A 23,348-nucleotide genomic window follows, 5' to 3' on the forward strand; every position below is an offset into this window, starting at 1 on the left:
CCGCCGCGCGGGTGCCCGTCACCCCGTTACCCGCCGCCCGCGTGCCCGCGGTGCGGATACCCGCCGCTCCGGTGCCGCCCGCACGGCCGTCCCGGCCCCGGGTGTTCGCCGCCCGGCAGAACGACGCACAGATCACCGACTGGGCGCTGGCCGCCGGTGGCGGCGACCGGGAGGCCGCCGAGCACTTCGTCCGCGCCACCTACGACGACGTCAGGAGGTTCGTCGCCCACCTCAGCGCCGATGCCCCCGGCGCCGACGACCTGGCCCAGGAGACCTATCTGCGGGCCATGAGCGGCCTGGCGAGGTTCGCGGGCCGGTCCTGTGCCCGAACCTGGCTGCTGTCCATCGCGCGGCGCGTCGTCATCGACCGCCACCGCACGGCCGCCGCCCGGCCGCGGATCGCGGACACCGCCGACTGGCAGGCGGTGGTGGAGCGTGCCCAGCCGTGGCAACTGCCCGGATTCGACGAGTCCGTCGCGGTGTTCGACGCGCTGCGGAGCCTGGAGCCCGCGCGGCGCCAGGCCTTCGCGCTGACCCAACTGCTGGGTCTCTCCTACGAGGAGGCGGCCGCCGCCGCCGGATGCCCCATCGGAACGGTACGTTCCCGGGTCGCGCGGGCCAGACGGGATCTCGCGCTGCTGTGGGGCGCGGAGCCGGGCGGCCGGACGGCGGCGCGGGAGCGGCAGGGATGTTCCTAGCGCGGTGAGCGGAACGGGCCGCCGGGACCACCCGGCGGCCCTTCCGTGTCCGGTGCGCGTGCTGGGCGCGATGGCCGGTCCGTGCCCGACGGGCCTGCTGGGCCGGATGGCCGTTCCGCGTCCGACGGGCCTGCTGGGCTCGATGGCCGGTCCGTGCCCGACGGGTTCTCCGTGGCTGACGGGTGCCCGGCACCGGCGTCCGGGCCGGTCCGCCGGCCGAGGAGGAACAGGGGCAGCAACAGCCCCTGCACACACACCGCCACCCAGAATCCCGGTACCGCGTCGGCCGCCTCCGCCGCCCCGTACACCTGGCCGCCGACGACGCCGCTCCCGAACGCGCCGATCCCCGCCGCCAGCCGCTGGCGCCCGAAGACCGAGGCCGCGGGGGCGGAGGAGCGGGCCAGGGCCTCCAGGTCGTTCTTCAGGAAGAGGACGATCTCGCCCAGGCACATCAGGGCGCTGCCCGCGCCGATGCCCGCATATCCGCCGCAGGCGATGCTCGCCGCCCCCGCCGCCATGGCGCCGAATCCCACCCGCATCGCACCCCGGTACGTCAGCGCCGCGATCCGGTGGGCCAGCAGCGGCTGGGCGACCACGAGGAGACCGGCGTACCCCATCAGCACGCCGCCGTAGAAGGCCGCCGAGGTGCGCGGGACCGCGTACAGCGCCACGTAGTGCTGGAAGAACATGAAGACGTACACGCTCAGAACGGTCACCGCGAAGGGGGAGGGCCCGGCCCGTCGTTCCCGGCGCCGGTCCTCGTGGCAGTCGGCACTCCGCCCACCGGGCCCCTCCTTCCCGCCCCCGCCGGTCGGGCCCGCCGTCGTGGTGCCGTTCCCCGGCGGCAGCAGCGCGTGGCCGGCCCCGACCAGTGCGAACAGCCCGGTGACGCAGGAGAAGACCACCGCGGGCGAGCCCAGCACGAACGGCGCCGCGAGCGGCGGCCCGAGCGCCATCCCCGCGTTGAACGCCGAGCCGCTCACCGACAGCAGCCGGGGCCGCTCGGCCTCGGCGGCGCCGTCCACGAGGTACGCCTTGTTGGCGGGCAGATAGAGCGCTGCCCCGGCCGACACCAGAAACAGGGCGCCGACCGCGAGGAACGGACTGGTCAGCCCCGGTACGAACGCCGCGAATCCGGTCGTACGCAGCGCCAGCGCCACCCACATGGCGCGCCGCAGCCCGATCCGCCCGGCCACCGGGCCCGCGACCACGCCCCCGGAGAACTGCAGCAGCGAGGCGACGGCCAGGACGAACCCGACCGTGCCCAGCCCCAGCCCGAGCCGCTGGTGCAGCAGCACCGACATGTAGGGCAGCACGGCGAAACTGCCCAGCGTGATCAGGAACGAACCGGCCAGCAGGAACACCTGCGGGCCCGTGAACCGCCGTCCACCGGCCGCCCGTTCAGCGCTCACCCGCGCCTCCCGCTTGGCGTACGCTCATGCCCGCTCACTGTTCCCGCCCCGGCGTAAGCTCACGTCCGCTCACTGTTCCCGCCCGGCGTACGCTCAGGCCTCGCCGACGACGATCGGGCGCACCCGGGTCGCCGCACTCCACGCCCGGTGCTGTGCCAGCTCCGCCGTGGCCCCCTCGGCCAGCACGATGCCGGTACAGCCGCGCTGGTCGCCGACATGGGCCAGGGACTCCCCGGGCTCCCGGGTGGGATACCAGCACACGGAGCCGGGGAACGCGGCCAGTTCGCCGAGACCGTGCCAGCCCTTGAGCACCCCGGGCCGGTCCGCGTGCACGAGGACGAAGCCGTACGCGGGCCCCTTCCGGTCCAGCGGATCGTCCATCAGACGCGGCCGCCTGCCGAGGGCCTCCTCCATCATGGCCGTGTACACATTGGTCCCCAGCGAACGGCACAGCACCTCGCCCACCAGCGCCCCGCCGATCCTGCGGTTGATCTCGACCAGCTCCGGGCCGTCCGCGGTGAGGATGAACTCCACATGGGCGAAGCCCCGGCGGTGCCCCGCCGCGTCCAGGACGCGGCCGACCCAGCGCTCGATGCCGCCCCGGCTGTCCGCCTGCCCGTCCGCCCGTCCGTCGTCCGGCCCGTCGTCGGGCAGCGCGACCGGAAAGGCGGCCGCCTCCTCCCGTACCGCCGGTTCCCGGGACGTCTGACGGCTGAGCACCCCGAGCAGCCGGGTGGTGCCGTCCCAGCTCAGGGTCTCCGCGCTGTACAGCGGCCCGGCCAGGAACGCCTCGGCGAACAGTGTTCCCATGAACGGCCGTCGCCCGGCCTCGTCGAGCGCCCGGTGCAGCGACTCCTCGTCGTGGACGATCCAGACATTGCGCGACGAGGTGCCCGCGGAGTCCTTGAGCACCGCGGGCAGACCCACCCGGCTCAGCACTTCCCCGGCTGACGCCCGGTCCGGACCGACGCGTACGGCGGTGCTGGTGCTCAGTCCCCGCTCGTGCAGCAGGGCGCGCACCCGGGACTTGTCGCGCAGCAGCCGGACAGCTTCCGGGTCGGGGCCCGGCAGCCCGAAGTCGGCGGCGAGTTCGGCGGCGGGCACGCCCCAGGTGTCGGTGGTGTTGATCAGCCCCGCCGGAGCGGGTACGGCGGCCAGCGCGCGACGGGTCGCCTCCGGGTCGCCGGTGTCGACGTCGACGACGGTCAGCGCGTCCGGCGGCAGCGTGGCGAGTTCGTGCCGGTACACCGACCGGTCCCCGGTGAGCAGGCACAGCCGGTGCCCGGTCTCCGCGGCGGCGGAGACCATCCGGCCGAGCCCGAAGGACAGGGACTCCAGTGCGACGAGGGTCATGGCAGCAGCTCCACGCTCGGTACGGGGGTGGGGGCGTTGTCGTCGTGGCCGGCCCGGTGAGCGGTCCCCGGCGCGGGGCGTCCCGCCCACTCCAGTACCGACCACGGCGGTCGCAGGGCGTCGAGCGCATCGATGCGCCGGGGCCGCAGCGCGGCCATGTCCAGCGCCTCACGGTGGCGGGCGAAGACCCGCTCCGCGTAGCGGTGGCCGGTATCGGCACCCAGGACCAGATGCGTCCGCCCCGGAGCACGGGCCGCCTCCCAGGAGGCGACGAGGTGCGCCGCACCGGTGGAAAGCCCCGCGAAGACCGCGTGCTTGCGCAGCAGAGCGACGGCACCGGCCATCGCGTGCCGGAAGTCCAGCCAGTGCACGGTGTCGTACAGCTCGTGGCGGACGTTCTCGAACGGGATGGAGCTGCCGATACCCGCGATGATCGCCTCCGGGTCGCTGAACCCCTCGCTGCCGAAGGTGACGCTGCCGAACGGCTGGATGCCCACCAGACGCACCGGGCGCCCCGACTCCCGCAGGGCCTGGACGAGCCCGCCGGTGGACGCCCCGGTGCCCACCGCTCCCACGACGGTCACCGGCCCCTCGGGCAGGGACCCGGCGATGAGATCGGCGAACTCCCGGTACCCCTCGTAGTGGACGGCGTCGTGGTACTGCCGCATCCAGTGGAAGTCGGGGCGTTCGTCGAGGAGCCGGCGCACATGGCGTACGCGGCGTTCCTGGTCGAGGCGCAGGCTCTGCGACGGCGGCATCTGATCGACGGTCGCGCCCAGGATCTCCAACTGGGCGCGCATCACCGAGTCGACCGTCGTGGACGCCACGATGTGGCACCGCAGCCCGTAGCGGTGGCAGGCCATCGCCAGGGCCAGGGCGTAGATGCCGCTCGAACTGTCGATCAGCGTCTGTCCTGGCACGACGCGCCCACGGCGCAGGAGCGAGCGGACGGCGCCGAGTGCCGCGTACACCTTCATCGTCTCGAAGCGGGCGAGCACGACATCGCCGTCCAGCCGGATCAGGTCCGGTGCTTTCACCGCGTCGGTGATGTGTTCGTGGACGACGGCGCGGGCGGCACGCGGGCCGCGCTCCGCGCGGGGCCTCACTTGCGCCGCCCGCGGACGATCAGCCGCGCGGACCGGTGGTCGTAGCCGGATCCGTCGAAGCCGCCGAAGCACTCCACATCGGTGAATCCGGCCTCCTCGAACAGGGCGTGCAGTTCGGCGGCGCTGTAGAGCCAGGACGTCAGCGACGCGCTGCGTGCCGATGTGCCCCGCACCAGCGTCCAGTCGGTGCGCAGTCTGCGCCAGCTGTCGAGGACGACGTCCCGCTGGACCACGTACGAGCCGTCCGGCAGATCGACGGCCTGCGGGCGCCCGATCCAGCCGGCCAGGACCTCCTTGCCCATCACGTCCACCAGGAGCTGCCCGCCCGGGGCGAGGCTCCGGTGGGCGTTGCGGAGCACCTGGAGGTTGTCCTCGGCGTCGTCGAAGTACCCGAACGACGTGAACACGTTGAGTACGACATCGAATGCGCCGGGAATCGTGTACGTGAGCATGTCCGCGCGCTCCAGGCGTGCTTCGGCACCCGCCTGCTCGCAGGCGCCGCGGGCCCGCTCCAGCATCGAGGGCGAGAGGTCGACGCCCGTGACGTCGTAGCCGCGCAGAGCGAGCGGCACCACGAAGAGCCCCGGCCCGCAGCACAGGTCGAGCACCCGTGAGCCCGGTGGGAAGTCCAGCAGGGGGGAGGAGTGCACCAGATCCGCGGCGGCCTCGGCTCGGGCGGGCGGGAACATCGTGGATGCGAAATCGGACCAGAGCGCGTCGTCCTCGTACCAGTGCATGCCTCTCGGCCTCCTCCCGGGCCCCGGGGCCCTGATTCCGCGCGTGCCGGTGATCGTCCTCCCCAGTAGTCGGCGCGGTGGCACGTGGAGTTCCCGAGGACTCCGCAGGACCGTCCGCCACCCGTACGGCACGGTCCCGCCGAGCGGGATGCCGGTTGTGCCGTCGGCCGGTCAGGAGCGGGCCGTTCCCCTTCGTGGTGCCGGCTCCGGGGGCCGCGAAGGGCACAGGGACGCAAGCCTGGAAGCGACCGGACCCGGTCGCTTCCAGGAGGAGATGTCCGAGGTCCCGCAGCTCTCGCCGCGCGTCCTCGCGGGGGGCCGGGGGAGCGCCCTCAGCCCGCGGACTCGCCCGCGTGCGGGCTCAGCACACCGGCCGTCACCAGGGCGAACAGGAGGATGCCGAGGAGCACCCGGTAGATGACGAACGGCATGAAGCTCTTGGTCGTGATGAACTTCATGAACCACGAGATGACGGCGTAACCGACGACGAACGCGATCACCGTGGCGAAGATCGTCGGGCCCCAGGACACATGGCCTTCGCCCGCGTCCTTCAGCTCGAAGACGCCGGAGGCCAGCACCGCGGGGATCGCGAGCAGGAACGAGTACCGGGCCGCCGCCTCGCGGGTGTAGCCCATCAGCAGACCACCGCTGATCGTGGCGCCCGAGCGGGAGACTCCGGGGATCAGCGCCATCGCCTGGCAGAAACCGAAGATCAGACCGTCCTTGATCCCCAGCTCCTTGAGGGACTTGCGCTCCTTCACCGCACGGTGCTTGCCGCCGACCTCGTCGCGGGCGGCGAGCCGGTCCGCGATACCGAGGACGATGCCCATCACGATCAGTGTCGTCGCGATCAGCCGCAGATCCCGGAACGGGCCCTCGATCTGGTCCTTGAACGTCACGCCGAGCACACCGATGGGGATCGAGCCGACGATGACGAGCCAGCCCATCTGCGCGTCGTGATCGCTGCGCATCGAGGCGTTGGTCAGCGAGCGGAACCAGGCCGACAGGATCCGCGCGATGTCCTTGCGGAAGTAGATGAGCACCGCCGCTTCCGTGCCGATCTGGGTGATGGCGGTGAACGCCGCGCCCGGGTCGTGCCAGCCGGCGAACGCCGCGGTGAGCCGCAGATGGGCGCTGGAGGAGATCGGCAGGAACTCGGTCAGTCCCTGAACGAGGCCCAGGACGAATGATTCGAACCAGCTCATGGGGCTTTGGCCATCCCGGAGGTGATCGTGCATCGGCCGAGGGATTCGAAGGCCGTCGGCAGCGTGCGGATTGCGGTCAAAGAGAGAAGGGACGCCTCGGGGTATCGGCCCCGGAGTCCCTTTGTGGGTCGCGGGCAGCGTATCGCCTACAGGTGAACGTTCCTTCCGCTGCCCCCGGCCGCCCGCCGCTCATGTCCCGCGTCGCCCGGATCATCCGGCGCCCAGCCGGTGGCGCTTGCGCCAGGCGACGAGCGCCCCGCCGATGCCCGTCAGCACGATGAACCCCATCGCGGCCAGGAACGCGGGCGAGGTCGGGGAGGCCGCCTCGCTGCCCGCGATGACGTACGCCGCCGTGTTCGGGATCGAGCCGAGCCCCGTGGCCAGCAGGAACGGCGGGTACCCCATGCGGGAGGTGGCCGCGCAGTAGTTGGCCGCGGCGAACGGCACTCCGGGAAAGAGCCGCAGCGCCAGCATGGACCGGAAGCCGTGCCGGCTCAGCAGCCCGTCCGCGGCCTTGAGCCAGCGCCCGCGCAGCAGTGTGCGCAGTGCGTCCTGGCCCAGTACCCGGCCCAGCATGAACGAGACACCCGCGCCGAGCACCGTGCCCGCCAGGGCGGCGGCCAGACCCGCCTGCGCGCCGAACAGGGCACCCGCGGCGATGTTGAGCAGGGGGCGCGGTACGAACGCCACCGTGCAGACCCCGTACGCGAGCCCGAACAGCATGGCCGCGGCCCCGCCGGTCAGCTGGGGCGGCCACCCGGCGGCCAGCAGCCGCTGTGGTTCGAACAGCAGCATCGTCGACGCGGCGGCCAGCAGCATCACCACGAGCAGCGAGAACCGGGACCAGGGCGAGAGCAGCACCCTCGAACAACGCACGGCGAGACCACCGGTGGGCCGGGCGGCGGGAACGGGGTCGAACATTCGGGGAGAGTAACCGAAATGAGTGTGTGATCGTCGTAACGCCCATGTGAGGTGCTTTCGTCGCGCGGTGCGGAAAACCACTCGACGCCCCCCTCCCGCCGGGCCATGATCGAGGCATGTTCCGGTACGCCTTCCTCGCAGCACGGTCCGCAGTCGCGGCCGCGCCGAAGGCTGCCGTGAGCGCTGTCGCGGTCCCCGCGGCAACGGCACTTCTCGCAGCGGCTCCCGCCGCCGCGGCGCCCCTCGGCGGCGCCCGAAGCTGACCCTCCCCCGACAGTCCGGCGGACCCCGTAGGGGGAGGGTCGGCAGGGCACTGGGGTCTCTTGCTCTCAGCTTCGAACACCAAGGAACGAGCCATGCCCAAGACGGCATACGTGCGTACCAAGCCGCACCTCAACATCGGCACCATGGGCCACGTCGACCACGGCAAGACCACGCTCACCGCCGCCATCACCAAGGTCCTCAGCGAGCGCGGCGGCAGCAGTACCTCCTATGTGTCGTTCGACCGGATCGACCGGGCGCCCGAGGAGGCCCGGCGCGGCATCACGATCAACATCGCGCACGTCGAGTACGAGACCGACACCCGGCACTACGCGCACGTCGACATGCCCGGTCACGCCGACTACATCAAGAACATGGTGACCGGCGCGGCGCAGCTCGACGGGGCGATCCTCGTCGTCTCCGCGCTCGACGGGATCATGCCGCAGACCGCCGAGCACGTCCTGCTCGCCCGTCAGGTCGGCGTCGACCACATCGTCGTCGCCCTCAACAAGGCCGACGCGGGCGACCCCGAGCTGACCGACCTGGTCGAGCTGGAGGTTCGCGAACTGCTCACCTCGCACGGCTACGGCGGTGACACCGTCCCCGTCGTGCGGGTCTCCGGACTCAAGGCGCTGGAGGGCGAGCCGCGGTGGACGGCGGCGATCGAGGGACTGCTGGACGCCGTCGACACCTACGTACCGATGCCGGTGCGCTACACCGACGCGCCGTTCCTCCTCCCGGTGGAGAACGTCCTGACCATCACCGGACGGGGCACGGTCGTCACCGGCGCCGTGGAGCGCGGCACCGTCCGCGTCGGTGACCGGGTGGCGGTGCTCGGCGCGGACATCGACACGGTCGTCACCGGCCTGGAGACGTTCGGCAGGCCGATGGAGTCCGCGGAGGCGGGCGACAACGTGGCGTTGCTGCTGCGCGGTGTGGAGCGCGACCGGGTCCGTCGAGGCCATGTGGTGGCGGCGCCGGGAAGCGTGACTCCCAGCCGCCGCTTCACCGCGCAGGTGTACGTCCTGTCGGCGCGGGAAGGCGGCCGGACCACCCCGGTCACCACCGGCTACCGGCCGCAGTTCTACATCCGTACGGCGGACGTCGTCGGAGACGTGGACCTCGGCGAGGTGGCGGTCGCTCGCCCCGGCGACACGGTCACCATGACCGTCGAGCTCGGCCGTGACGTTCCGCTGGAGTCCGGTCTCGGCTTCGCGATCCGTGAGGGCGGCCGCACGGTCGGCGCCGGCACGGTCACCGGCCTGCTCTGACGCACCCGGACCGCCTTGTGCGACCCGCCTCCCGCCAACCTCGGGGAGGCGGGTGGCACGGGGGCCGCGGCGGGTCCGCGCGGTGCGGAGCAGCCCGCCCCACGCCTCACAATGGGGGAGTGAACGAGCCGATACCCGTCATCCGCGACGTCGACCGCGGCACCGCCCGCCTGCTGCCCGATGTGGACCGCGACCGGGCCTGGCTGCTGACGGTGGACGAGGCGCCCCAGTCCTACGTCGACCTCGACGACCCCACGTACCTCGAATTCGAGTACGTCCGCAGGCTCGCCCATGTCGTGGACTGCTCCGCCGGTCCGGGCGCCCCGCTCGACGTCCTGCACCTCGGCGGCGGCGCCCTCACCCTGCCCCGCTATGTCGCGGCGACCCGGCCCGGATCGCGGCAGCACGTGGTGGAGGCGGACAGGGGGCTGCTGGACCTGGTCGGCGAACACCTGCCGGTGCCCGAGGACAGCGGCATCACGGTGCACGGCACGGATGCCCGCGCGTGGCTGGAGCAGGCGGCGCCGGGCTCGGCCGATGTCCTGGTCGCGGATGTCTTCGGCGGCTCGCGGGTACCGGCCCACCTCACCTCCGTCGAGTACGCGCGGGCCGCCGGGCGGGTCCTGCGCGGGGACGGGATCTACGCCGCGAACCTGGCCGACAGCGCGCCCTTCGGCTTCCTGCGCTCCCAGCTGGCCAATTTCGCCGCGGTCTTCGGGGAGATCGCGCTGATCGCCGAACCGGCCGTGCTGCGCGGGCGCCGCTTCGGCAACGTCGTTCTCCTCGCCTCGCACACCGCGGTCGACACGGCCGCGCTCACCCGCCGCTGCGCCGCCGACGCCTTCCCGGCGCGGGTCGAGTACGACGAAGCGCTCGCACGGCTCATCGGCGGGGCGAAGCCGGTCGGGGACGCCGACGCGGTCGGCTCGCCCGTGCCGCCCGACGGGGCGTTCAGTATCGGCTGAGGCGCCGGGCAGTCGCGCGGCAACCGCTCGGCCCCATGGATGCCCGCGCCCGCGCCCGCGCAGCGCCCACGCCCACGCCTGAGAACGGCGAACGCCGCCGCGATCAGCGAGCTCCGGAAGTCCGTAACTCGCATGGATCGTCGGCGGCGTGCCACTGTCTTCAGGTGCGGCCCGGACAGCGCGGGAGGTCGGCCGTCCTATCCGGCCGAGGTCTCCGCGAGCCGCACCGTGCTCAGGATCTGCTGGATGGTGGTGTCGGGGAGCTCGTCCTTGACCGCCGCGTTGGCGTAGAGCACCCACGTCGAGTACTCGGTCTTGGCGTTCTTGAAGCTGAAGGCGATCGACTTGCCGTCGGTGTCGCACTTCTCCTTCTTGGACACTCCCGACGCGGTGGCCGTCACGACGCTCCCGGTCAGGCCCGACTTCGTCGTGAACGGCTTGGCCTTGCCGACCTTGACGGTGCCCTTGGGCTCGGTCTGGGCGTAGGCGGCCCACACCCAGTTGCCCGCCTCGTTCCTCGCGGCCTCGTCGGTGCTCTTGGCACCCTGGGCGCCCTTGGTGCCGACGCCGGCCAGACCGGTGTCCTCCTTGGTGCCGTCCTTGTCGGAGTCGTCGATGCACCACTTGCTCTTGTAGTAGGCCGGTGCGGAGAAGCCGACGACGGGCGGGCCCTCGGGCTTCTTGGCGTCCTCGAATCCGGCGAACACCCCCGAGCCCGAGACCTCCCAGTCACCGGGCACGTCGAACTGGGTGCCCCACTTGGGGTTGGTGACGACCTTCCAGCCCGGGATCACGGGCTTGGGGTCCCCGTCGGTACCCCGCGGATTCGCCGGCGCGGTGGCGGAATCGGACGGCTTCGCGGTCGGCGACGACGACTTCTTGTCGTCGGCGACCGTCGAGCCGTCGCCCTTGTCGTCGTTCTTGTTCATCACGACCACGCCGGTCACGACGGCAGCCGCGACGACCGCGGTCGCCGCGACGATCGCGACGACGGTCGTCTTCTTCTTGCTGTCGGGCTGCGGCCCTCCGGGCGGACCCGGAACGGCGTGCTGCGGCATGGTCGGCTGCTGATACGGGTTGGGCTGCGGGTACCCCGGTTGCTGGCCGGGCTGTCCCTGCGGATATCCCGGTTGCTGGCCGGGCTGTCCCTGCTGCTGGTACCCCGGCTGCTGATAGGGGTTCGGCTGCTGGTATCCCGGCTGCTGATACGGGTTCTGATTCTGGTCCTGCGGGTTTTGCTCGCCCCCGGGCGGCTGCTGTCCTGGCCACATGGCCAGTAACCATAGAGGGACGGCACGTCCCCTGCTACGCCCGCCCCCGGGAGGGGATGGCCAAACGGTTCTACCGGTGAGTAACATGCGGACGTATGAGCGCTGAACAGATGTCCGTCGGCGAGATGCTCGTCGCGACGGTTCCGATGGCCCGGACCCTCAACCTCGATTTCCTGGAAACGACCGCCGAGCGTGCGGTCGTGCGGCTGCCGGACCAGGCGGAGTACCACAACCACGTCGGCGGACCGCACGCCGGAGCGATGTTCACGCTCGCCGAGTCGGCCAGCGGCGCGATCGTCATAGCCGCCTTCGGCGACCAGATGACGCGCGCCGTGCCGCTCGCCGTCCGGGCGGAGATCGGCTACCGGAAACTGGCCATGGGCGAGGTCACCGCGACCGCGACCCTCGGCCGTCCCATCGCCGAGGTGGTCGCCGAACTGGACGAGGGCAAGCGGCCGGAGTTCCCCGTGGCCGTCGAGATCCGGCGCGGTGACGGCGCGGTGACGGGCGAGATGACGGTGGTCTGGACGCTGCGCCCCAACAGCTGACCGGCGAGGACGGCGAGCGGGGCCGTCGCGCATCCCCTGTCCGGGAGCGCGGCGGCCCTTCGCGCTGCCGGGGGCAGGTAGGCTTCCCGCCTGCGCCGCGGCACATGCGGCCGCACAACCTGCACGGGAGGCACCGGCGTTGCACGTTCAGGAGTGGCTGGAGACGGTCCCCGCGATCAGTGTCTACCTCCTTGTGGGGGTCGTCATCGGACTGGAGAGCCTGGGCATTCCGCTGCCGGGCGAGATCATCCTCGTCAGCTCGGCGCTCCTGGCCTCGCAGCACGGTGAGATCGACCCGGTGGTGCTCGGTGCCTGTGCGACCGCCGGGGCGATCATCGGTGACTCGATCGGCTACGCGATCGGCCGCAAGGGCGGCCGGCCGCTGCTCGCCAGGCTCGGCCGGAAGTTCCCGAAGCACTTCGGCGGGGCCCAGATCGCCATGGCGGAGCGGTCGTTCGAAAAGTGGGGCATGTGGGCGGTGTTCTTCGGCCGCTTCGTCGCGCTGCTGCGGATCTTCGCGGGGCCGCTGGCCGGAGTCCTGCGGATGCCGTACTGGAAGTTCCTGACCGCCAATGTGCTCGGCGGCATCATCTGGGCGGGCGGCACCACGGCCGTCATCTACTCGGTGGGAGTCGTCGCCGAGGCCTGGCTGAAGCGCTTCTCGTGGCTGGGCCTCGTGGTCGCGGTGCTGTTCGGGCTGGCATCGATGCTCGTGCTGAAGAACCGGGCGAAGAAGGCGGCGGCACAGTCCGGCGGTCACCCGGCGGCCGAACCCGCGGTGGCACCGGCCACGGACTGACCGCGCGAGGGAGCCGGGCCGGAGAGGGAGTGGGGCCGGAGACGGAGCTGGGCCGGAGACGGAGCGGCGGGCGGAGACGGAGCGGCGGGGCCGTCCTCAGCTCTCGTGCGCCGCGCGGTGTGCCTTGGCCAGCTCCACATAGCCGACCGCGTTGAACTTGATGCCTTCGAGCTCCTCCTCGGTCAGCGCGCGCTTCACCTTGGCCGGCACCCCCGCCACGAGCGAACCCGGCGGCACCCGCATCCCCTGCGGGACCAGCGCCTGTGCCGCGACCAGTGAGCCGGCGCCGATGTGCGCACCGTTGAGCACCGTGGCACCCATGCCGACCAGGACGTCGTCCTCGATCGTGCAGCCGTGCAGCACGGCGTTGTGGCCGACCGAGACCCGGGCGCCCACCGTGAGCGGGAACCCGGGATCGGTGTGCACGCTGCAGTTGTCCTGGATGTTGCTGTCCGGGCCCAGCGTGATCGGGCCGCAGTCGGCGCGCAGGACGGCCTGGTACCAGACGCTGGAGCCCGCGGCCAGGGAGACCTCGCCGATCACCACGGAGGTCGGTGCGACAAAGGCATCCGCATCGATGTCCGGCTCCTTGCCGCCCATGCCCGTGATCAACGCCTGCTCCGCCATGGCCTGCTCCTCCGTGCTCGGGTGTGCTGCGCTCGCGCCACGGAAACCGTAAGCGACGGTGCTTCGCGGACGAAACGCGGTGGGGTGAACATCACAGGTCACCGCGCGGATGGCCCGATGTGCCGCGGACTACCGTGAGCGCGTGCCGAACAACCGGAACGTGTTCTCCTCCCTCGCCCACTGGCGGCGCCGCGCCGTCTCCCGCGCGGTCCATCGCGGCTGGGCGTGGGTGCGGGATTCCGGTGCGGTCACCGCCCAGTACCCCGGACGTCTGCGCTTCGGCGGCATCGGCGCGGGGACCCGGCTCGCGTTCCCGCAGGGCACGGTGTTCGGCGAGCCGTGGATCGTGCTCGGCGAGCACTGCGTCATCGCGGAACAGGTGACACTCACCGCTGGAATGATGCCCGGCCTGGATCTGGGGCCCGATCCGATCCTGACCCTCGGGGACGGTGTGGTGCTCGGCCGGGGCAGTCATGTCATCGCCGATACGACGGTACGGATCGGCTCGGACACGTACTGCGGCCCGTACGTCTACATCACCTCGACGAACCACAGCTACGACGACCCGCACGAGCCCGTCGGCAAGCAGTGGCCGCGGATGGAGCCGGTCGAGATCGGCCCCGGCTGCTGGATCGGTACGGGGGCAGTGGTCCTGCCGGGCGCCAGGCTCGGACGCAATGTGGTGGTCGCGGCCGGGGCGGTCGTCCGGGGCGACGTCCCCGACCACGCGGTGGTGGCGGGCGCTCCGGCGCGCGTCGTACGACGCTGGGACCCGGACACGGGGTGGCAGCCGCCCCTGCGTACGCCGGCGCCCGTACCGATCCCCGCGGGCATGACGTCCGAGCAGTTGGTGGCCCTGGCCCGGTCGGAAGAGTCCCCGGGGGCCGAGTAGCGCTACCCCGTCGCGAGCAGGACCGTTCCCACCAGGGCCAGTCCGGCCCCCGCCGCCTGGACCCCGCGCAGCCGTTCGCCGAGCACGCCCCGCGCGGCCAGCGCGGTCACCACCGGATACAGCGAGGCGAGGACGGCGGCGACGGTCACCGGGCCGTGCTGGGCGGCGATCGAGTAGGTGCCGTTGGCGGCGACATCGGCCAGTCCGACGAAGGCCAGCGCGGGGAGTGCGGCCACCACGACCGGCATACCGCCCGCCTCGGGCAGGGCACGGCCGCCGCGGCGCACCGAGACGTACAGCGCGGTGCCGCCGACCGCGATGTTGGTGAGGCGCTGGACGAACAGGGCGAGGAACAGCCCGGTGACGGTGGTGGACGCCTCCGCGATCAGGGCCATCACCGTGCCGAAGCCGAACGCGGCCAGCAGGGTCAGCAGGACCGCCTGCCGCCGCACCGGTGCCCCGCGCAGCTCCGGGCCGCCCGCCAGCACGATCCCCACCAGCGCCACGCCGACCCCGGCGAACTGGAGGAGCCCCGGCCGCTCACCGACGATCAGTCCGGCACTCACCGGTACGGCGACCCCCAGCGATCCCAGCGGGGAGACCACGCCCATCGGGCCGAGGGCCAGCGCCTTGTAGAAGCTGAGCATCGCGACCGGCCCGACGGCGCCCGCCGCGACCGCGAACCACAGCTGACCGCCCGCCTCGCTCCAGGCGCCCGTGACGATCACCATGACGCCCAGCACCACCGCGGCGACGGTCTGCGAGACGACCACCACGGTCAGCGCGGGCGTGCGCCGGGTGAGCAGCCCGCCGCCGAAGTCGGCCAGCCCCCACAACAGGCTGGTGGCCAGGGCGAACAGTGCTGTCATGGCGGGCCTCGCAGTACAGTGCGATGAACGGATGGGTGCACCACACCGTAGTGCAGTATTTTCGACTGTGTCATTCAGAATATTGGACGGAATGTGTCTGACCTCGATCAGCTCACCCAGTCACTGGCCCGCAACCTCAAACGCTGGCGGGGTGAACGCGGCTTCACGCTGGACGCCCTCGCCGCCCGCGCGGGAGTCAGCCGCGGCATGATCATCCAGATCGAGCAGGCGCGCACCAACCCGAGCGTCGGCACCACGGTCAAGCTCGCCGACGCCCTCGGGATCAGCATCACCACGCTCCTCGACTACGAGCAGGGCCCCCAGGTCCGGCTGGTGCCCGAGAGCCAGGCCGTACGCATGTGGTCCACACCGGCGGGCAGCTCGACCACCCTCCTGGTCGGTACGGAGGCCGGGGGGCCGCTCGAACTGTGGGGCTGGCGCCTGATGCCCGGCGACAGCAGCGCATCGGACCCGCACCCCGAGGGAACGGTCGAACTGCTGCATGTCACCGCGGGCGAACTGACGCTCGTCGTCGACGGCGAGGCACACGCCGTACCTGCCGGTACGTCGGCGACGTTCGAGGCCCACGTGCCGCACGCCTACCGCAACGACGGCACCGAGCCGGCCGAGTTCACCATGGCGGTGTCGATCCCGCCCGTACGCTGAGACGCCCGACCGGAGGGGGAAAGTCCGCTGTTAGCGTGAGCCCATGCGCGCTCCCCTCGGCACCTTCGACGACGCCTCTCCCGCTGCGGAACGGCTCGATCTGCTCCCCGGACCGGTCGCCGAGGCGCTGACCGCCGGATGGGGCGGCATCAGCGCCGCGCAGATCATCCACGTCGACACGGACCCGGCGATCGCCGACACCGCCGTCTTCGCCGAGCACCACGGAGCCGACCTGCTCGACACGTCCGCCAACTGCGTCGTCGTGGCGGGCAAGCGCGGCGGCGAGGTCACTCTGGCCGCCTGTGTCGTGCTCTCCCGCACCCGGGTCGATGTGAACGGTGCCGTACGCAGACACCTCGGCGCCCGCAAGGCGTCCTTCGCCCCGATGGAGGTGGCGGTCGGCGAGAGCGGCATGGAGTACGGCGGCATCACCCCGATCGGCCTGCCCGGCTCCTGGCCCCTGCTGCTCGACCCCGCCGTCGTGGACGAGGAATGGGTCCTGCTCGGCAGCGGCAGGCGACGCGGCAAGCTGATCGTCCCCGGCAAGGCACTCGCCGCGCTGCCGGGCGCGGTGCTCGTCGAGGGCCTCGGCGTCTGACCGGAGCGGCCCGCGCCGCCCCCCGGTCCTCAGCCGAGGGCGGGCCGGTGGACCGGGAACCAGCCGGCGGCGAAGTCCACGGCCGCGGTGAGGCGGACGAGCCGACACGGCGCCGACCCCACCCGGCCGGTGCGTACGGCCCCGTCGTCGGCCGCGTCCGCGAAGGCGGCCCCCAGCGCCCCGAAGTCGCCGTCGTCCAGTGCGATGTCCTCGTACTCCCACCACTGCCGCAGCCCGTCGCGCGTCACCACACAGCGGTAGCGGCGGCGGGGCGGATCGGGGACCCGGTACTCGCCGAGGTGGAAGGCCGTGCAGGTGCCGAAGCCCGTTCCCAGCATCAGGATGCGGGCATCGGCCTCGTACAGCCGGGCCAGCGGCGAGTCCTCCCCGAGGTGGCAGTCCGGGCGGTGCCCCGCGAGCAGCGTCCCCGCGGCCGGGCCGATCGCGGCGAACGAGGTCTGCGGATGGCCACTGCGCCCGGCCCCCGGCGCGGTCCGCACGGTCTCGGCGAGGCGGCCCATCGACGGTGCCGCCGAGGTGGCCCGGTCGAACGGCGGCATCGAGGCGCGCAACGCCTCCCGGGCATCGGCGTCCAGTCCGCGTGCCAGGCCGCGGTAGTGCGGCGAGGTGTCGGAGTTCTCCGTGGTGAACGTGGGAACCACCACGGTCCCCGCCGGTCCCAGAACCCGGCGCAGGGCGTCCAGAACCGTCCGGGCGCCCCCGTCGACGGGTCCCACCGCCCGCAGCGAGGAATGCACGATCAGGACCCCGCCGGGGCGTACACCCAGTGCGGTCAGCTGGGCGGCGGCCAGGTCACCGTCGAGAGGAACGCTCACGGTGGGCATTCTTCCCGTCCCGGTACGGGTGCCACACCAGCGGCAGCCCGCCTCCTGCCCACGGAGCCCATGCCTCGGGCGACGCGCGCCCGGGCCCGCGGAGCCGACGCCCTCGGGCCCGGGGAGGCGGCGCTCTCAGGCCCGCGGAGGCAGCGCCGGGATCTCGATCGCGGGGCACCTGTCCATGACCATGTCGAGCCCCGCCGCGCGGGTGCGCTCGTACGCCCGCTCGTCCGTCACCCCCAGCTGGAACCAGACCGCCTTCGCGCCCACCGCGACCGCCTCGTCCGCGACGGCGCCCGCCAGCTCGCTGTTGACGAACACGTCCACCACATCGACGGGGAACGGAATCTCCGCGAGCGAGGGATACCCCCGCTCGCCGTGGACCGCCTCCGCCTTGGGATGCACGGGCACCACGCGCTTGCCGAAGCGCTGGAGGACCTCGGCGACGCCGTAGGCCGCCCGGGAACGGTTGTTGGACAGACCCACGACCGCCCAGGTGTCGCCCGAGTCCTGAAGAATCCGCTGGATCGTCTCTTCGTCTGCGTACATGCCCGGACAACGGACAGCCCCCGCGCACCATTCCCGCCCGAACGCGGGCGGGGACCGGCGCATAGGGTGGCCGAATGCAGGAGCAGTACCGGACAGTCGCCCGCGCGGGCGTGCACGAGACCGAGATCAACCGATCGCGCTTCCTCTGCGCGCTCGCCCCCGCCGCCACCGAGCAGGAGGCGCAGGAGTTCGTCGCACGCGTCCGCAAGGAACACCCCACCGCCTCGCACAACTGCTTCGCGTACGTGATCGGCGCCGACGCCTCCGTACAGAAGGCCAGTGACGACGGTGAGCCCGGCGGCACCGCGGGCGTCCCCATGCTCCAGATGCTGCTGCGCCGCGAGGTGCGGTACGTCGTCGCGGTCGTCACCCGCTACTACGGCGGCGTCAAACTGGGGGCTGGCGGCCTGATCCGGGCGTACGGGGGAGTGGTCGGCGAAGCACTCGACGCGCTCGGCACCCTCACCCGGCAGCGGTTCCGGCTCGCCACGATCACCGTCGACCACCAGCGGGCGGGCAAGCTGGAGAACGATCTGCGGGCCACCGGCCGCGATGTGCGCGAGGTGCGGTACGCGGAGGCCGTCACCATCGGGATCGGACTCCCGGACTCCGACGTCCCGGCGTTCACGGCCTGGCTGGCCGACGCGACCGCCGGCTCGGCGACGCTCGAACTGGGCGGCGAGGCATACGGCGACGCCTGACACCGGCCTCGCACCGTGGGAAAACCGTGATCGATGAGGGTTCGGGGGCGCACCGGCGTTAGCGTGGTCGGTGCTGACAGCGTGATCACGGGCCGAAGGGCGCGGATCCGGTGCGGGGCCGACCCGGCCCATGGGGTGGAGGACGAGGAACATGCAGGTCGGAGTCGGCGGAGTGATGTCTTGAGGATCCTGCACACCTCGGACTGGCACCTGGGACGGTCCTTCCACCGCGTCCCGATGCTCGACGCCCAGGCCGCCTACCTCGACCACCTGGTGGCGACCGTGCGGGAGCGGGACGTCGATGTGGTCCTGGTCTCGGGCGATGTCTACGACCGCGCCGTACCGCCGCTCGCGGCCGTCGAGCTCTTCGACACCGCGCTGCACCGGCTCGCCGACGCCGGGGTCCCGACCGTGATGATCTCCGGCAACCACGACTCGGCTCGCAGGCTGGGTGTCGGCGCGGGTCTCTTCGGGCGGGCCGGCATCCATCTGCGTACCGACCCCGAGGGCTGCGCCACGCCGGTCGTCCTGTCCGACGGCCACGGCGACGTGGCGTTCTACGGCCTGCCCTACCTGGAGCCCGCCCTGGTCAAGGACGCGCTGGGGGCCACGAAGGCTGGGCACGAGGCCGTCCTCACCGCCGCGATGGACAAGGTCCGCGCCGACCTCGCCGGACGATCCGCGGCCACGGAAAGAAGCTTGGGACGATCTGCGGCCACGGAGAACACCCCGGGTCGGACCGGGCCCGTTCCCAGGAGCGGCGCCACCCGGTCCGTGGTCCTCGCGCACGCCTTCGTCGCGGGCGGGCGGCCCAGCGACAGTGAGCGAGACATCACCGTCGGCGGGGTCGCCGCCGTACCGGCCGGAGTCTTCGACGGCGTCGACTACGTGGCACTCGGGCACCTCCACGGCTGCCAGACGGTCACCGAGCGCGTCCGCTACTCCGGCTCCCCGCTCGCCTACTCCTTCTCCGAGTCCGACCACCGCAAGACCATGTGGCTGATCGACCTCGACGGCTCCGGCGACCTCACCGCCGAACGGGTCGACTGCCCGGTCCGGCGCCCGCTCGCCCGGCTCCGCGGTCGGCTCGACACCCTGCTGGAGGACCCGGCCCTGGACCGTCACGAGGACTCCTGGGTCGAGGCCACGCTCACCGACCCAGTACGCCCCGCCGAACCGATGGCCCGTCTCGCCCGGCGTTTTCCGCATGTCCTCAGCCTCGTCCTCGATCCCGAGCGGGCCCCCGAGGACCCCCTCGCCTCGTACGCCCAGCGGCTCAAGGGGCGCGACGACCAGCAGATCGCGGAGGACTTCGTGGCCCATGTCCGGGGCGGCAGCGGGCCCGACGAGCGCGAACGCACCGTGCTGCGCGCGGCCTTCGACGACGTACGGGTGGACGACAGCGTGCACGAGGTGTCCCGTTGAGACTGCACCGCCTGACCCTCACCGCCTTCGGCCCGTTCGGTGCCACCCAGGAAGTCGACTTCGACGCACTCTCCTCGGCCGGACTCTTCCTGCTGCACGGACCGACCGGCGCCGGGAAGACCTCGGTCCTCGACGCCGTCTGCTACGCCCTGTACGGAGCGGTACCCGGCGCCCGGCAGAGCCCCGGCACCTCACTGCGCAGCGACCACGCCCCCGCGGGGCTGCCGACCGAAGTCCTGCTGGAGCTGACCGTCGGCGGCCGACGCCTCGAAATCACCCGCAGGCCCGCCCAGCCCCGCCCGAAGAAGAAGGGCGACGGCTTCACCACGGAGAAGGCCCAGAGCTGGCTGCGCGAGTACGACTCCGAGAACGGCTGGCGGGCGCTCAGCCGCTCGCACCAGGAGATCGGCGAGGAGATCACCCAGCTCATCGGCATGAGCCGGGACCAGTTCTGCCAGGTCGTGCTGCTGCCCCAGGGAGACTTCGCCCGGTTCCTGCGCGCCGATGCCGAAGCCCGCGGCAAACTCCTCGGCCGGCTCTTCGACACCCGCCGGTTCGCCGCCGTGGAGGAGCGTCTGGCCGAACTGCGCCGGGGGGCCGAGGCCAGGGTGAAGTCGGGCGACGAACAGATCCTCGCGGTCGCCCAGCGGATCGCCCAGGCCGCCGGACCGGCGGCCGGCGAGGCGGCACTGCCCGCCGCCCAGCCCGGCGAACCGGGACTCGCCGAGGGGGTCCTGGAGTGGGCCGCGATCGCCCGCAGCGCGGCACACGAACGGCTCGACATCGCCCGCTCCGTCCTGTCCGAGGTGGAGGACGGGCAGGCCGCGGCCCGCCGGGCGCTGGACGACGCGCAGGAACTGTCCAGGCTCCAGCAGCGGTACGAGGAGACCCGGCGCCGCGCCGCCGCACTGGAGGAGCGACGCCCCGAACGGGACCGCTGCCACGCACGGCTGGAGCGCGCCCGCAAGGCGGACCGGGTCGCTCCGGCGCTGGAGCTCCGGGACGAGGCCGAGCGGGCGTACCGCACGGCGAGCGAGGCCCGCGAACGGTCGCGCGCCCGACTGCCCGCGAGCCTCGTCGACGCGGGCGCCGAGCAACTCGCCGAGCTGGAGCGCCGATTCCGCCAGGAGCTCGGCGGCCTCGACGCCGCCCGTCGAGCCGAGCGGCGCAGCGCGGCGATCGACAGCGAGCGCGTCCGGCTGGAACGGCAGTCGCGGGCCGACGACGAGCTGATCCGGGAAGCGGCCGACTGGCTGACGGGCTGGGACGCCACCCATCAGGAGCTGCGGGAACGGATCGAAACGGCGCAGGAGTCCGCGACCCGCGCCGAACAGGTGGCCGGGCGCCTGGCCCCGGCCCGCAGGCGGCTCGACGCGGCGCGTCGACGCGACGCGCTCGCCGTCGAGGCGGCCGACGCCCGGGACCGGCTGGACGAGGCCCGCGAGCACGCCCTCGGCGCCCACGAGACCTGGCTCGGACTCCGCGAGCGGCGGCTGCGCGACATCGCGGCCGAGCTGGCGGCCGAACTCGTCGACGGCGCGGCCTGCACGGTGTGCGGCTCGGCCGAGCACCCGGCACCCGCCAGCACGGGCGACGGCCATGTCGACCGGGCGACGGAGGAGGCGGCACTCGCCACCCACCGGCGCGCGGAGGAGACCCGCGCGCGGGCGGAACACACCCTGGGAGTCGTACGCGAAAGGCATGCCGCGGCGCGCGGGGAGGCGGCTGAGACGGAGGCACCGGGGGCACCGGGGGCCGGGAACGCCGCCGAAGGGGTGACCGGCGGTGCCGCCCGCGACTCGGCCGTCGACCCCTCGGCCGTCGACCCCTCGGCCGTCGACCCCTCGGCCGTCGACCCCTCCGTCGTGGAACTGCGGGCGCTCGTGGACCGGTTGACCCGGGAGCACGCCGAGGCACACCGCCTCGCGGCCGGGACCCATGCCGCGCGCGAAGCCCTCGCCGCAGCCGAGCGGGAGCACCTGGGCCGCCTCGACCAGCAACAGCAGGCCGAGCGGAGGGCCGCCGCCCGGACCTCGCAGCGGGAAGCCCTCGACCGCGAACAGACCACGTTGGAAGCGGAGTTGGCGACCGCGAGGGGCGAGTCGGACTCGGTCGCCGCACACGCGGACCGGCTCGCGCGCCGGGTCGCCCTCCTCGCCGAGGCGGCCGAGGCCGTACGCACCGAACAGGACGCGGCGCAACGGCGCAAGGAGGCCGACGACCGGCTCTCCGACGCCGCCTTCCGAGCGGGGTTCGACACCCCGCAGGAGGCCGCGGCGACCCTGCTCGAAGCCGTCGGCCAGCGGGATCTCCAACAGCGGATCGACACCTGGCAGGCGGAGGCCGCCGCAGTCGCCGACCGGTGCGCCGAGCAGGACGCGCGCGCCGCCGCCGAGCGCCCGCGAGCGACCCCGGACCTCGCTCGGGCCGCGTACGACCGGGCCGAGCGGCAGCTGCGCGACGCCGCCGCGGCACTCGCCGCCGCGCGGGAACGCTGCGCCGAACTCGGCCGCCTCTCGCGGCGCGCCGCCGAGGAGGTCCGCAGGCTCGGCCCGGTGCGTCAGGAGTACGAGCGCGTCGCCCGGCTCGCCGGACTGACCGCGGGAACGGCGGCCGACAACGAACGCAAGATGCGGCTGGAGGCGTACGTACTCGCCGCCCGGCTCGAACAGGTGGCCGCCGCCGCCACCGCCCGCTTGCAGCGGATGTCCTCGGGCCGCTACACCCTGGTCCACTCCGATGCCCGTACCGGTGGCCGCCGGGCCGGCCTCGGCCTGCACGTGGTCGACGCGTGGACGGGCAGCGAGCGCGACACGGCTACGCTCTCCGGCGGCGAGACCTTCTTCGCCTCGCTGGCCCTGGCGCTCGGCCTCGCCGACGTCGTCACCGACGAGGCGGGCGGCGCCGGGCTGGACACGCTCTTCATCGACGAGGGCTTCGGCAGCCTGGACGACCAGACCCTCGACGAGGTGCTCGACGTGCTGGACTCACTGCGCGAGCGGGACCGCAGCGTGGGCATCGTCAGCCATGTCGCCGATCTGCGCCGTCGTATCCCCGCCCAGCTCGAAGTGGTGAAGGAGCGGCACGGATCCGCGGTGCGCCACCGTGTGACCTGAGGACTCAGCGGTTGATCGCGCGCCGGGGGAGCGGTGAGGAGTACACGACGCTGGTGGTGACGGAGCCGAGGGCGCCGATCCGTCCCGCGACCTCCTCCAGGTGGCTCATCGACCGCGTGGTGACCTTCAGGACGAAGCAGTCGTCGCCGGTCACATGGTGGGCCTCCACGATCTCCGGCGTGGTGTCGAGCAGATCGTGGAACGGCTTGTAGTTGCCGTTCGGATAGCGCAGCCGCACCAGCGCGAGGATCGGCAGCCCGAGCCGGTCGGGGTCCACCACCGCGGCGTATCCGCTGATGATCCCCACCTCTTCGAGACGGCGCACGCGCTCGGTCACCGCACTCGGGGACATCGCCACGGCGCGGGCCAGTTCGGCGAACGTCGCCCGGCCGTCGCGCTGGAGTACATCGAGGATGCGCCAGTCGGTGGCGTCCGGGGAATAGTCGGTCATGCACCAGAAGTAGCAGGGAAAACCCCGGCGGATCAAGGCGAGCGCCGGGGATCTCCGCTTCCGGCCGG

At 72.7% G+C, this 23,348-nt stretch carries 23 protein-coding genes; 11 read left to right on the top strand and 12 right to left on the bottom strand.

What is annotated here, in order from left to right:
* The first annotated feature begins 41 nt into the window (after positions 1 to 41).
* A complete protein-coding gene (locus A6A29_RS05685; protein ID WP_385729551.1) occupies positions 42 to 698 on the top strand; it encodes a sigma-70 family RNA polymerase sigma factor in 657 nt (218 codons plus the stop codon).
* Here the strand turns inward: A6A29_RS05685 and A6A29_RS05690 are convergent.
* From A6A29_RS05690 to A6A29_RS05715, 6 genes are all read right to left on the bottom strand, one after another.
* Positions 695 to 2,110 (bottom strand): MFS transporter, encoded by a 1,416-nt coding sequence (locus A6A29_RS05690; protein WP_079182582.1) that lies wholly within the window; start codon positions 2,108 to 2,110, stop codon positions 695 to 697. The two genes, A6A29_RS05685 and A6A29_RS05690, sit on opposite strands and share 4 nt — an antisense overlap.
* A 93-nt stretch (positions 2,111 to 2,203) precedes the next feature.
* Positions 2,204 to 3,463 (bottom strand): ATP-grasp domain-containing protein, encoded by a 1,260-nt coding sequence (locus A6A29_RS05695; protein WP_073718741.1) that lies wholly within the window; start codon positions 3,461 to 3,463, stop codon positions 2,204 to 2,206.
* Complete coding sequence (locus tag A6A29_RS05700; protein ID WP_073718742.1) at positions 3,460 to 4,569, bottom strand: pyridoxal-phosphate dependent enzyme; 1,110 nt, start codon at positions 4,567 to 4,569, stop codon at positions 3,460 to 3,462. The genes A6A29_RS05695 and A6A29_RS05700 overlap by 4 nt, the downstream gene beginning before the upstream one ends.
* The gene (locus A6A29_RS05705) at positions 4,566 to 5,306 is read right to left on the bottom strand and encodes a class I SAM-dependent methyltransferase (RefSeq protein ID WP_073718743.1); all 741 of its coding nucleotides are present in this window, start codon (positions 5,304 to 5,306) and stop codon (positions 4,566 to 4,568) included. The genes A6A29_RS05700 and A6A29_RS05705 overlap by 4 nt, the downstream gene beginning before the upstream one ends.
* A 332-nt stretch (positions 5,307 to 5,638) precedes the next feature.
* Positions 5,639 to 6,511, bottom strand: a complete 873-nt coding sequence (locus tag A6A29_RS05710) for an undecaprenyl-diphosphate phosphatase (RefSeq protein ID WP_073718744.1) — start codon at positions 6,509 to 6,511, stop codon at positions 5,639 to 5,641.
* A gap of 210 nt (positions 6,512 to 6,721) precedes the next feature.
* Entirely contained in the window at positions 6,722 to 7,432 is a 711-nt protein-coding gene (locus A6A29_RS05715) for a TVP38/TMEM64 family protein (protein WP_073718745.1), read from the bottom strand.
* A 356-nt stretch (positions 7,433 to 7,788) separates the two neighbouring features.
* Between A6A29_RS05715 and tuf the strand changes: the two genes are divergently transcribed.
* Together tuf and A6A29_RS05725 are read left to right on the top strand one after the other, a co-directional pair.
* Positions 7,789 to 8,964, top strand: a complete 1,176-nt coding sequence (tuf, locus tag A6A29_RS05720; RefSeq protein WP_073718746.1) for an elongation factor Tu — start codon at positions 7,789 to 7,791, stop codon at positions 8,962 to 8,964.
* Between the two features lie 119 nt (positions 8,965 to 9,083).
* Positions 9,084 to 9,929: a spermidine synthase gene (locus A6A29_RS05725; RefSeq protein WP_073718747.1), complete on the top strand. Its 846-nt coding sequence runs from the start codon at positions 9,084 to 9,086 to the stop codon at positions 9,927 to 9,929.
* A 197-nt stretch (positions 9,930 to 10,126) separates the two neighbouring features.
* Here the strand turns inward: A6A29_RS05725 and A6A29_RS05730 are convergent, their stop codons facing one another.
* On the bottom strand, positions 10,127 to 11,200 hold the full coding sequence (locus tag A6A29_RS05730) for a hypothetical protein (RefSeq protein ID WP_073718748.1): 1,074 nt from the start codon (positions 11,198 to 11,200) through the stop codon (positions 10,127 to 10,129).
* 110 nt (positions 11,201 to 11,310) lie between these two features.
* Between A6A29_RS05730 and A6A29_RS05735 the strand changes: the two genes are divergently transcribed.
* Complete coding sequence (locus A6A29_RS05735; RefSeq protein ID WP_073718749.1) at positions 11,311 to 11,748, top strand: DUF4442 domain-containing protein; 438 nt, start codon at positions 11,311 to 11,313, stop codon at positions 11,746 to 11,748.
* 139 nt (positions 11,749 to 11,887) lie between these two features.
* The gene (locus A6A29_RS05740) at positions 11,888 to 12,547 is read left to right on the top strand and encodes a DedA family protein (protein ID WP_073718750.1); all 660 of its coding nucleotides are present in this window, start codon (positions 11,888 to 11,890) and stop codon (positions 12,545 to 12,547) included.
* 96 nt (positions 12,548 to 12,643) lie between these two features.
* On the opposite strand, the gene A6A29_RS05745 is transcribed toward A6A29_RS05740, so the two are convergent.
* Entirely contained in the window at positions 12,644 to 13,174 is a 531-nt protein-coding gene (locus A6A29_RS05745) for a gamma carbonic anhydrase family protein (RefSeq protein ID WP_073718751.1), read from the bottom strand.
* A gap of 142 nt (positions 13,175 to 13,316) precedes the next feature.
* On the opposite strand from A6A29_RS05745, the gene A6A29_RS05750 reads away from it, so the two are divergent.
* On the top strand, positions 13,317 to 14,066 hold the full coding sequence (locus A6A29_RS05750; protein ID WP_073719028.1) for an acyltransferase: 750 nt from the start codon (positions 13,317 to 13,319) through the stop codon (positions 14,064 to 14,066).
* Between the two features lie 2 nt (positions 14,067 to 14,068).
* Here A6A29_RS05750 and A6A29_RS05755 read toward each other — a convergent pair whose 3' ends face one another.
* Positions 14,069 to 14,935: a DMT family transporter gene (locus A6A29_RS05755; RefSeq protein ID WP_073718752.1), complete on the bottom strand. Its 867-nt coding sequence runs from the start codon at positions 14,933 to 14,935 to the stop codon at positions 14,069 to 14,071.
* Between the two features lie 93 nt (positions 14,936 to 15,028).
* Between A6A29_RS05755 and A6A29_RS05760 the strand changes: the two genes are divergently transcribed.
* Both A6A29_RS05760 and A6A29_RS05765 read left to right on the top strand, forming a co-directional pair.
* Positions 15,029 to 15,601, top strand: a complete 573-nt coding sequence (locus A6A29_RS05760) for a helix-turn-helix domain-containing protein (RefSeq protein ID WP_073718753.1) — start codon at positions 15,029 to 15,031, stop codon at positions 15,599 to 15,601.
* 43 nt (positions 15,602 to 15,644) lie between these two features.
* Positions 15,645 to 16,199 (top strand): YbaK/EbsC family protein, encoded by a 555-nt coding sequence (locus tag A6A29_RS05765; RefSeq protein WP_073718754.1) that lies wholly within the window; start codon positions 15,645 to 15,647, stop codon positions 16,197 to 16,199.
* A 29-nt stretch (positions 16,200 to 16,228) separates the two neighbouring features.
* On the opposite strand, the gene A6A29_RS05770 is transcribed toward A6A29_RS05765, so the two are convergent.
* Entirely contained in the window at positions 16,229 to 17,044 is an 816-nt protein-coding gene (locus A6A29_RS05770) for an aminoglycoside N(3)-acetyltransferase (protein ID WP_073718755.1), read from the bottom strand.
* A gap of 126 nt (positions 17,045 to 17,170) precedes the next feature.
* Positions 17,171 to 17,587 carry a CoA-binding protein gene (locus tag A6A29_RS05775; RefSeq protein ID WP_073718756.1) on the bottom strand — a complete coding sequence of 139 codons (417 nt, stop codon included), beginning with the start codon at positions 17,585 to 17,587 and terminating at the stop codon, positions 17,171 to 17,173.
* Positions 17,588 to 17,661: 74 nt separating this feature from the next.
* Here A6A29_RS05775 and A6A29_RS05780 point away from each other — a divergent pair, with 74 nt between their 5' ends.
* The 3 genes from A6A29_RS05780 to A6A29_RS05790 all read left to right on the top strand — a co-directional run bounded on the left by A6A29_RS05780 (position 17,662) and on the right by A6A29_RS05790 (position 22,829).
* The gene (locus tag A6A29_RS05780; RefSeq protein ID WP_073718757.1) at positions 17,662 to 18,288 is read left to right on the top strand and encodes a YigZ family protein; all 627 of its coding nucleotides are present in this window, start codon (positions 17,662 to 17,664) and stop codon (positions 18,286 to 18,288) included.
* Positions 18,289 to 18,468: 180 nt separating this feature from the next.
* Positions 18,469 to 19,713 (top strand): exonuclease SbcCD subunit D, encoded by a 1,245-nt coding sequence (locus tag A6A29_RS05785; RefSeq protein WP_073718758.1) that lies wholly within the window; start codon positions 18,469 to 18,471, stop codon positions 19,711 to 19,713.
* Positions 19,710 to 22,829 (top strand): AAA family ATPase, encoded by a 3,120-nt coding sequence (locus A6A29_RS05790; RefSeq protein WP_073718759.1) that lies wholly within the window; start codon positions 19,710 to 19,712, stop codon positions 22,827 to 22,829. Before A6A29_RS05785 ends, A6A29_RS05790 begins: the two co-directional genes overlap by 4 nt.
* A 4-nt stretch (positions 22,830 to 22,833) precedes the next feature.
* On the opposite strand, the gene A6A29_RS05795 is transcribed toward A6A29_RS05790, so the two are convergent.
* A complete protein-coding gene (locus A6A29_RS05795) occupies positions 22,834 to 23,280 on the bottom strand; it encodes an Lrp/AsnC family transcriptional regulator (RefSeq protein WP_073718760.1) in 447 nt (148 codons plus the stop codon).
* Positions 23,281 to 23,348: the final 68 nt, after the last annotated feature.

The organism is Streptomyces sp. TSRI0281 (assembly GCF_001905125.1).
Taxonomy (GTDB): domain Bacteria; phylum Actinomycetota; class Actinomycetes; order Streptomycetales; family Streptomycetaceae; genus Streptomyces.

Excerpts from the sequence above, each read along its gene's own strand:
- A6A29_RS05695 (WP_073718741.1), bottom strand. The coding sequence starts at position 3,463 with ATGACCCTCGTCGCACTGGAGTCCCTGTCCTTCGGGCTCGGCCGGATG.
- A6A29_RS05705 (WP_073718743.1), bottom strand. The coding sequence starts at position 5,306 with ATGCACTGGTACGAGGACGACGCGCTCTGGTCCGATTTCGCATCCACG.
- A6A29_RS05710 (WP_073718744.1), bottom strand. The coding sequence starts at position 6,511 with ATGAGCTGGTTCGAATCATTCGTCCTGGGCCTCGTTCAGGGACTGACC.
- A6A29_RS05715 (WP_073718745.1), bottom strand. The coding sequence starts at position 7,432 with ATGTTCGACCCCGTTCCCGCCGCCCGGCCCACCGGTGGTCTCGCCGTG.
- tuf (WP_073718746.1), top strand. The coding sequence starts at position 7,789 with ATGCCCAAGACGGCATACGTGCGTACCAAGCCGCACCTCAACATCGGC.
- A6A29_RS05730 (WP_073718748.1), bottom strand. The coding sequence starts at position 11,200 with ATGTGGCCAGGACAGCAGCCGCCCGGGGGCGAGCAAAACCCGCAGGAC.
- A6A29_RS05735 (WP_073718749.1), top strand. The coding sequence starts at position 11,311 with ATGTCCGTCGGCGAGATGCTCGTCGCGACGGTTCCGATGGCCCGGACC.
- A6A29_RS05745 (WP_073718751.1), bottom strand. The coding sequence starts at position 13,174 with ATGGCGGAGCAGGCGTTGATCACGGGCATGGGCGGCAAGGAGCCGGAC.
- A6A29_RS05755 (WP_073718752.1), bottom strand. The coding sequence starts at position 14,935 with ATGACAGCACTGTTCGCCCTGGCCACCAGCCTGTTGTGGGGGCTGGCC.
- A6A29_RS05765 (WP_073718754.1), top strand. The coding sequence starts at position 15,645 with ATGCGCGCTCCCCTCGGCACCTTCGACGACGCCTCTCCCGCTGCGGAA.
- A6A29_RS05770 (WP_073718755.1), bottom strand. The coding sequence starts at position 17,044 with ATGCCCACCGTGAGCGTTCCTCTCGACGGTGACCTGGCCGCCGCCCAG.
- A6A29_RS05775 (WP_073718756.1), bottom strand. The coding sequence starts at position 17,587 with ATGTACGCAGACGAAGAGACGATCCAGCGGATTCTTCAGGACTCGGGC.
- A6A29_RS05780 (WP_073718757.1), top strand. The coding sequence starts at position 17,662 with ATGCAGGAGCAGTACCGGACAGTCGCCCGCGCGGGCGTGCACGAGACC.
- A6A29_RS05795 (WP_073718760.1), bottom strand. The coding sequence starts at position 23,280 with ATGACCGACTATTCCCCGGACGCCACCGACTGGCGCATCCTCGATGTA.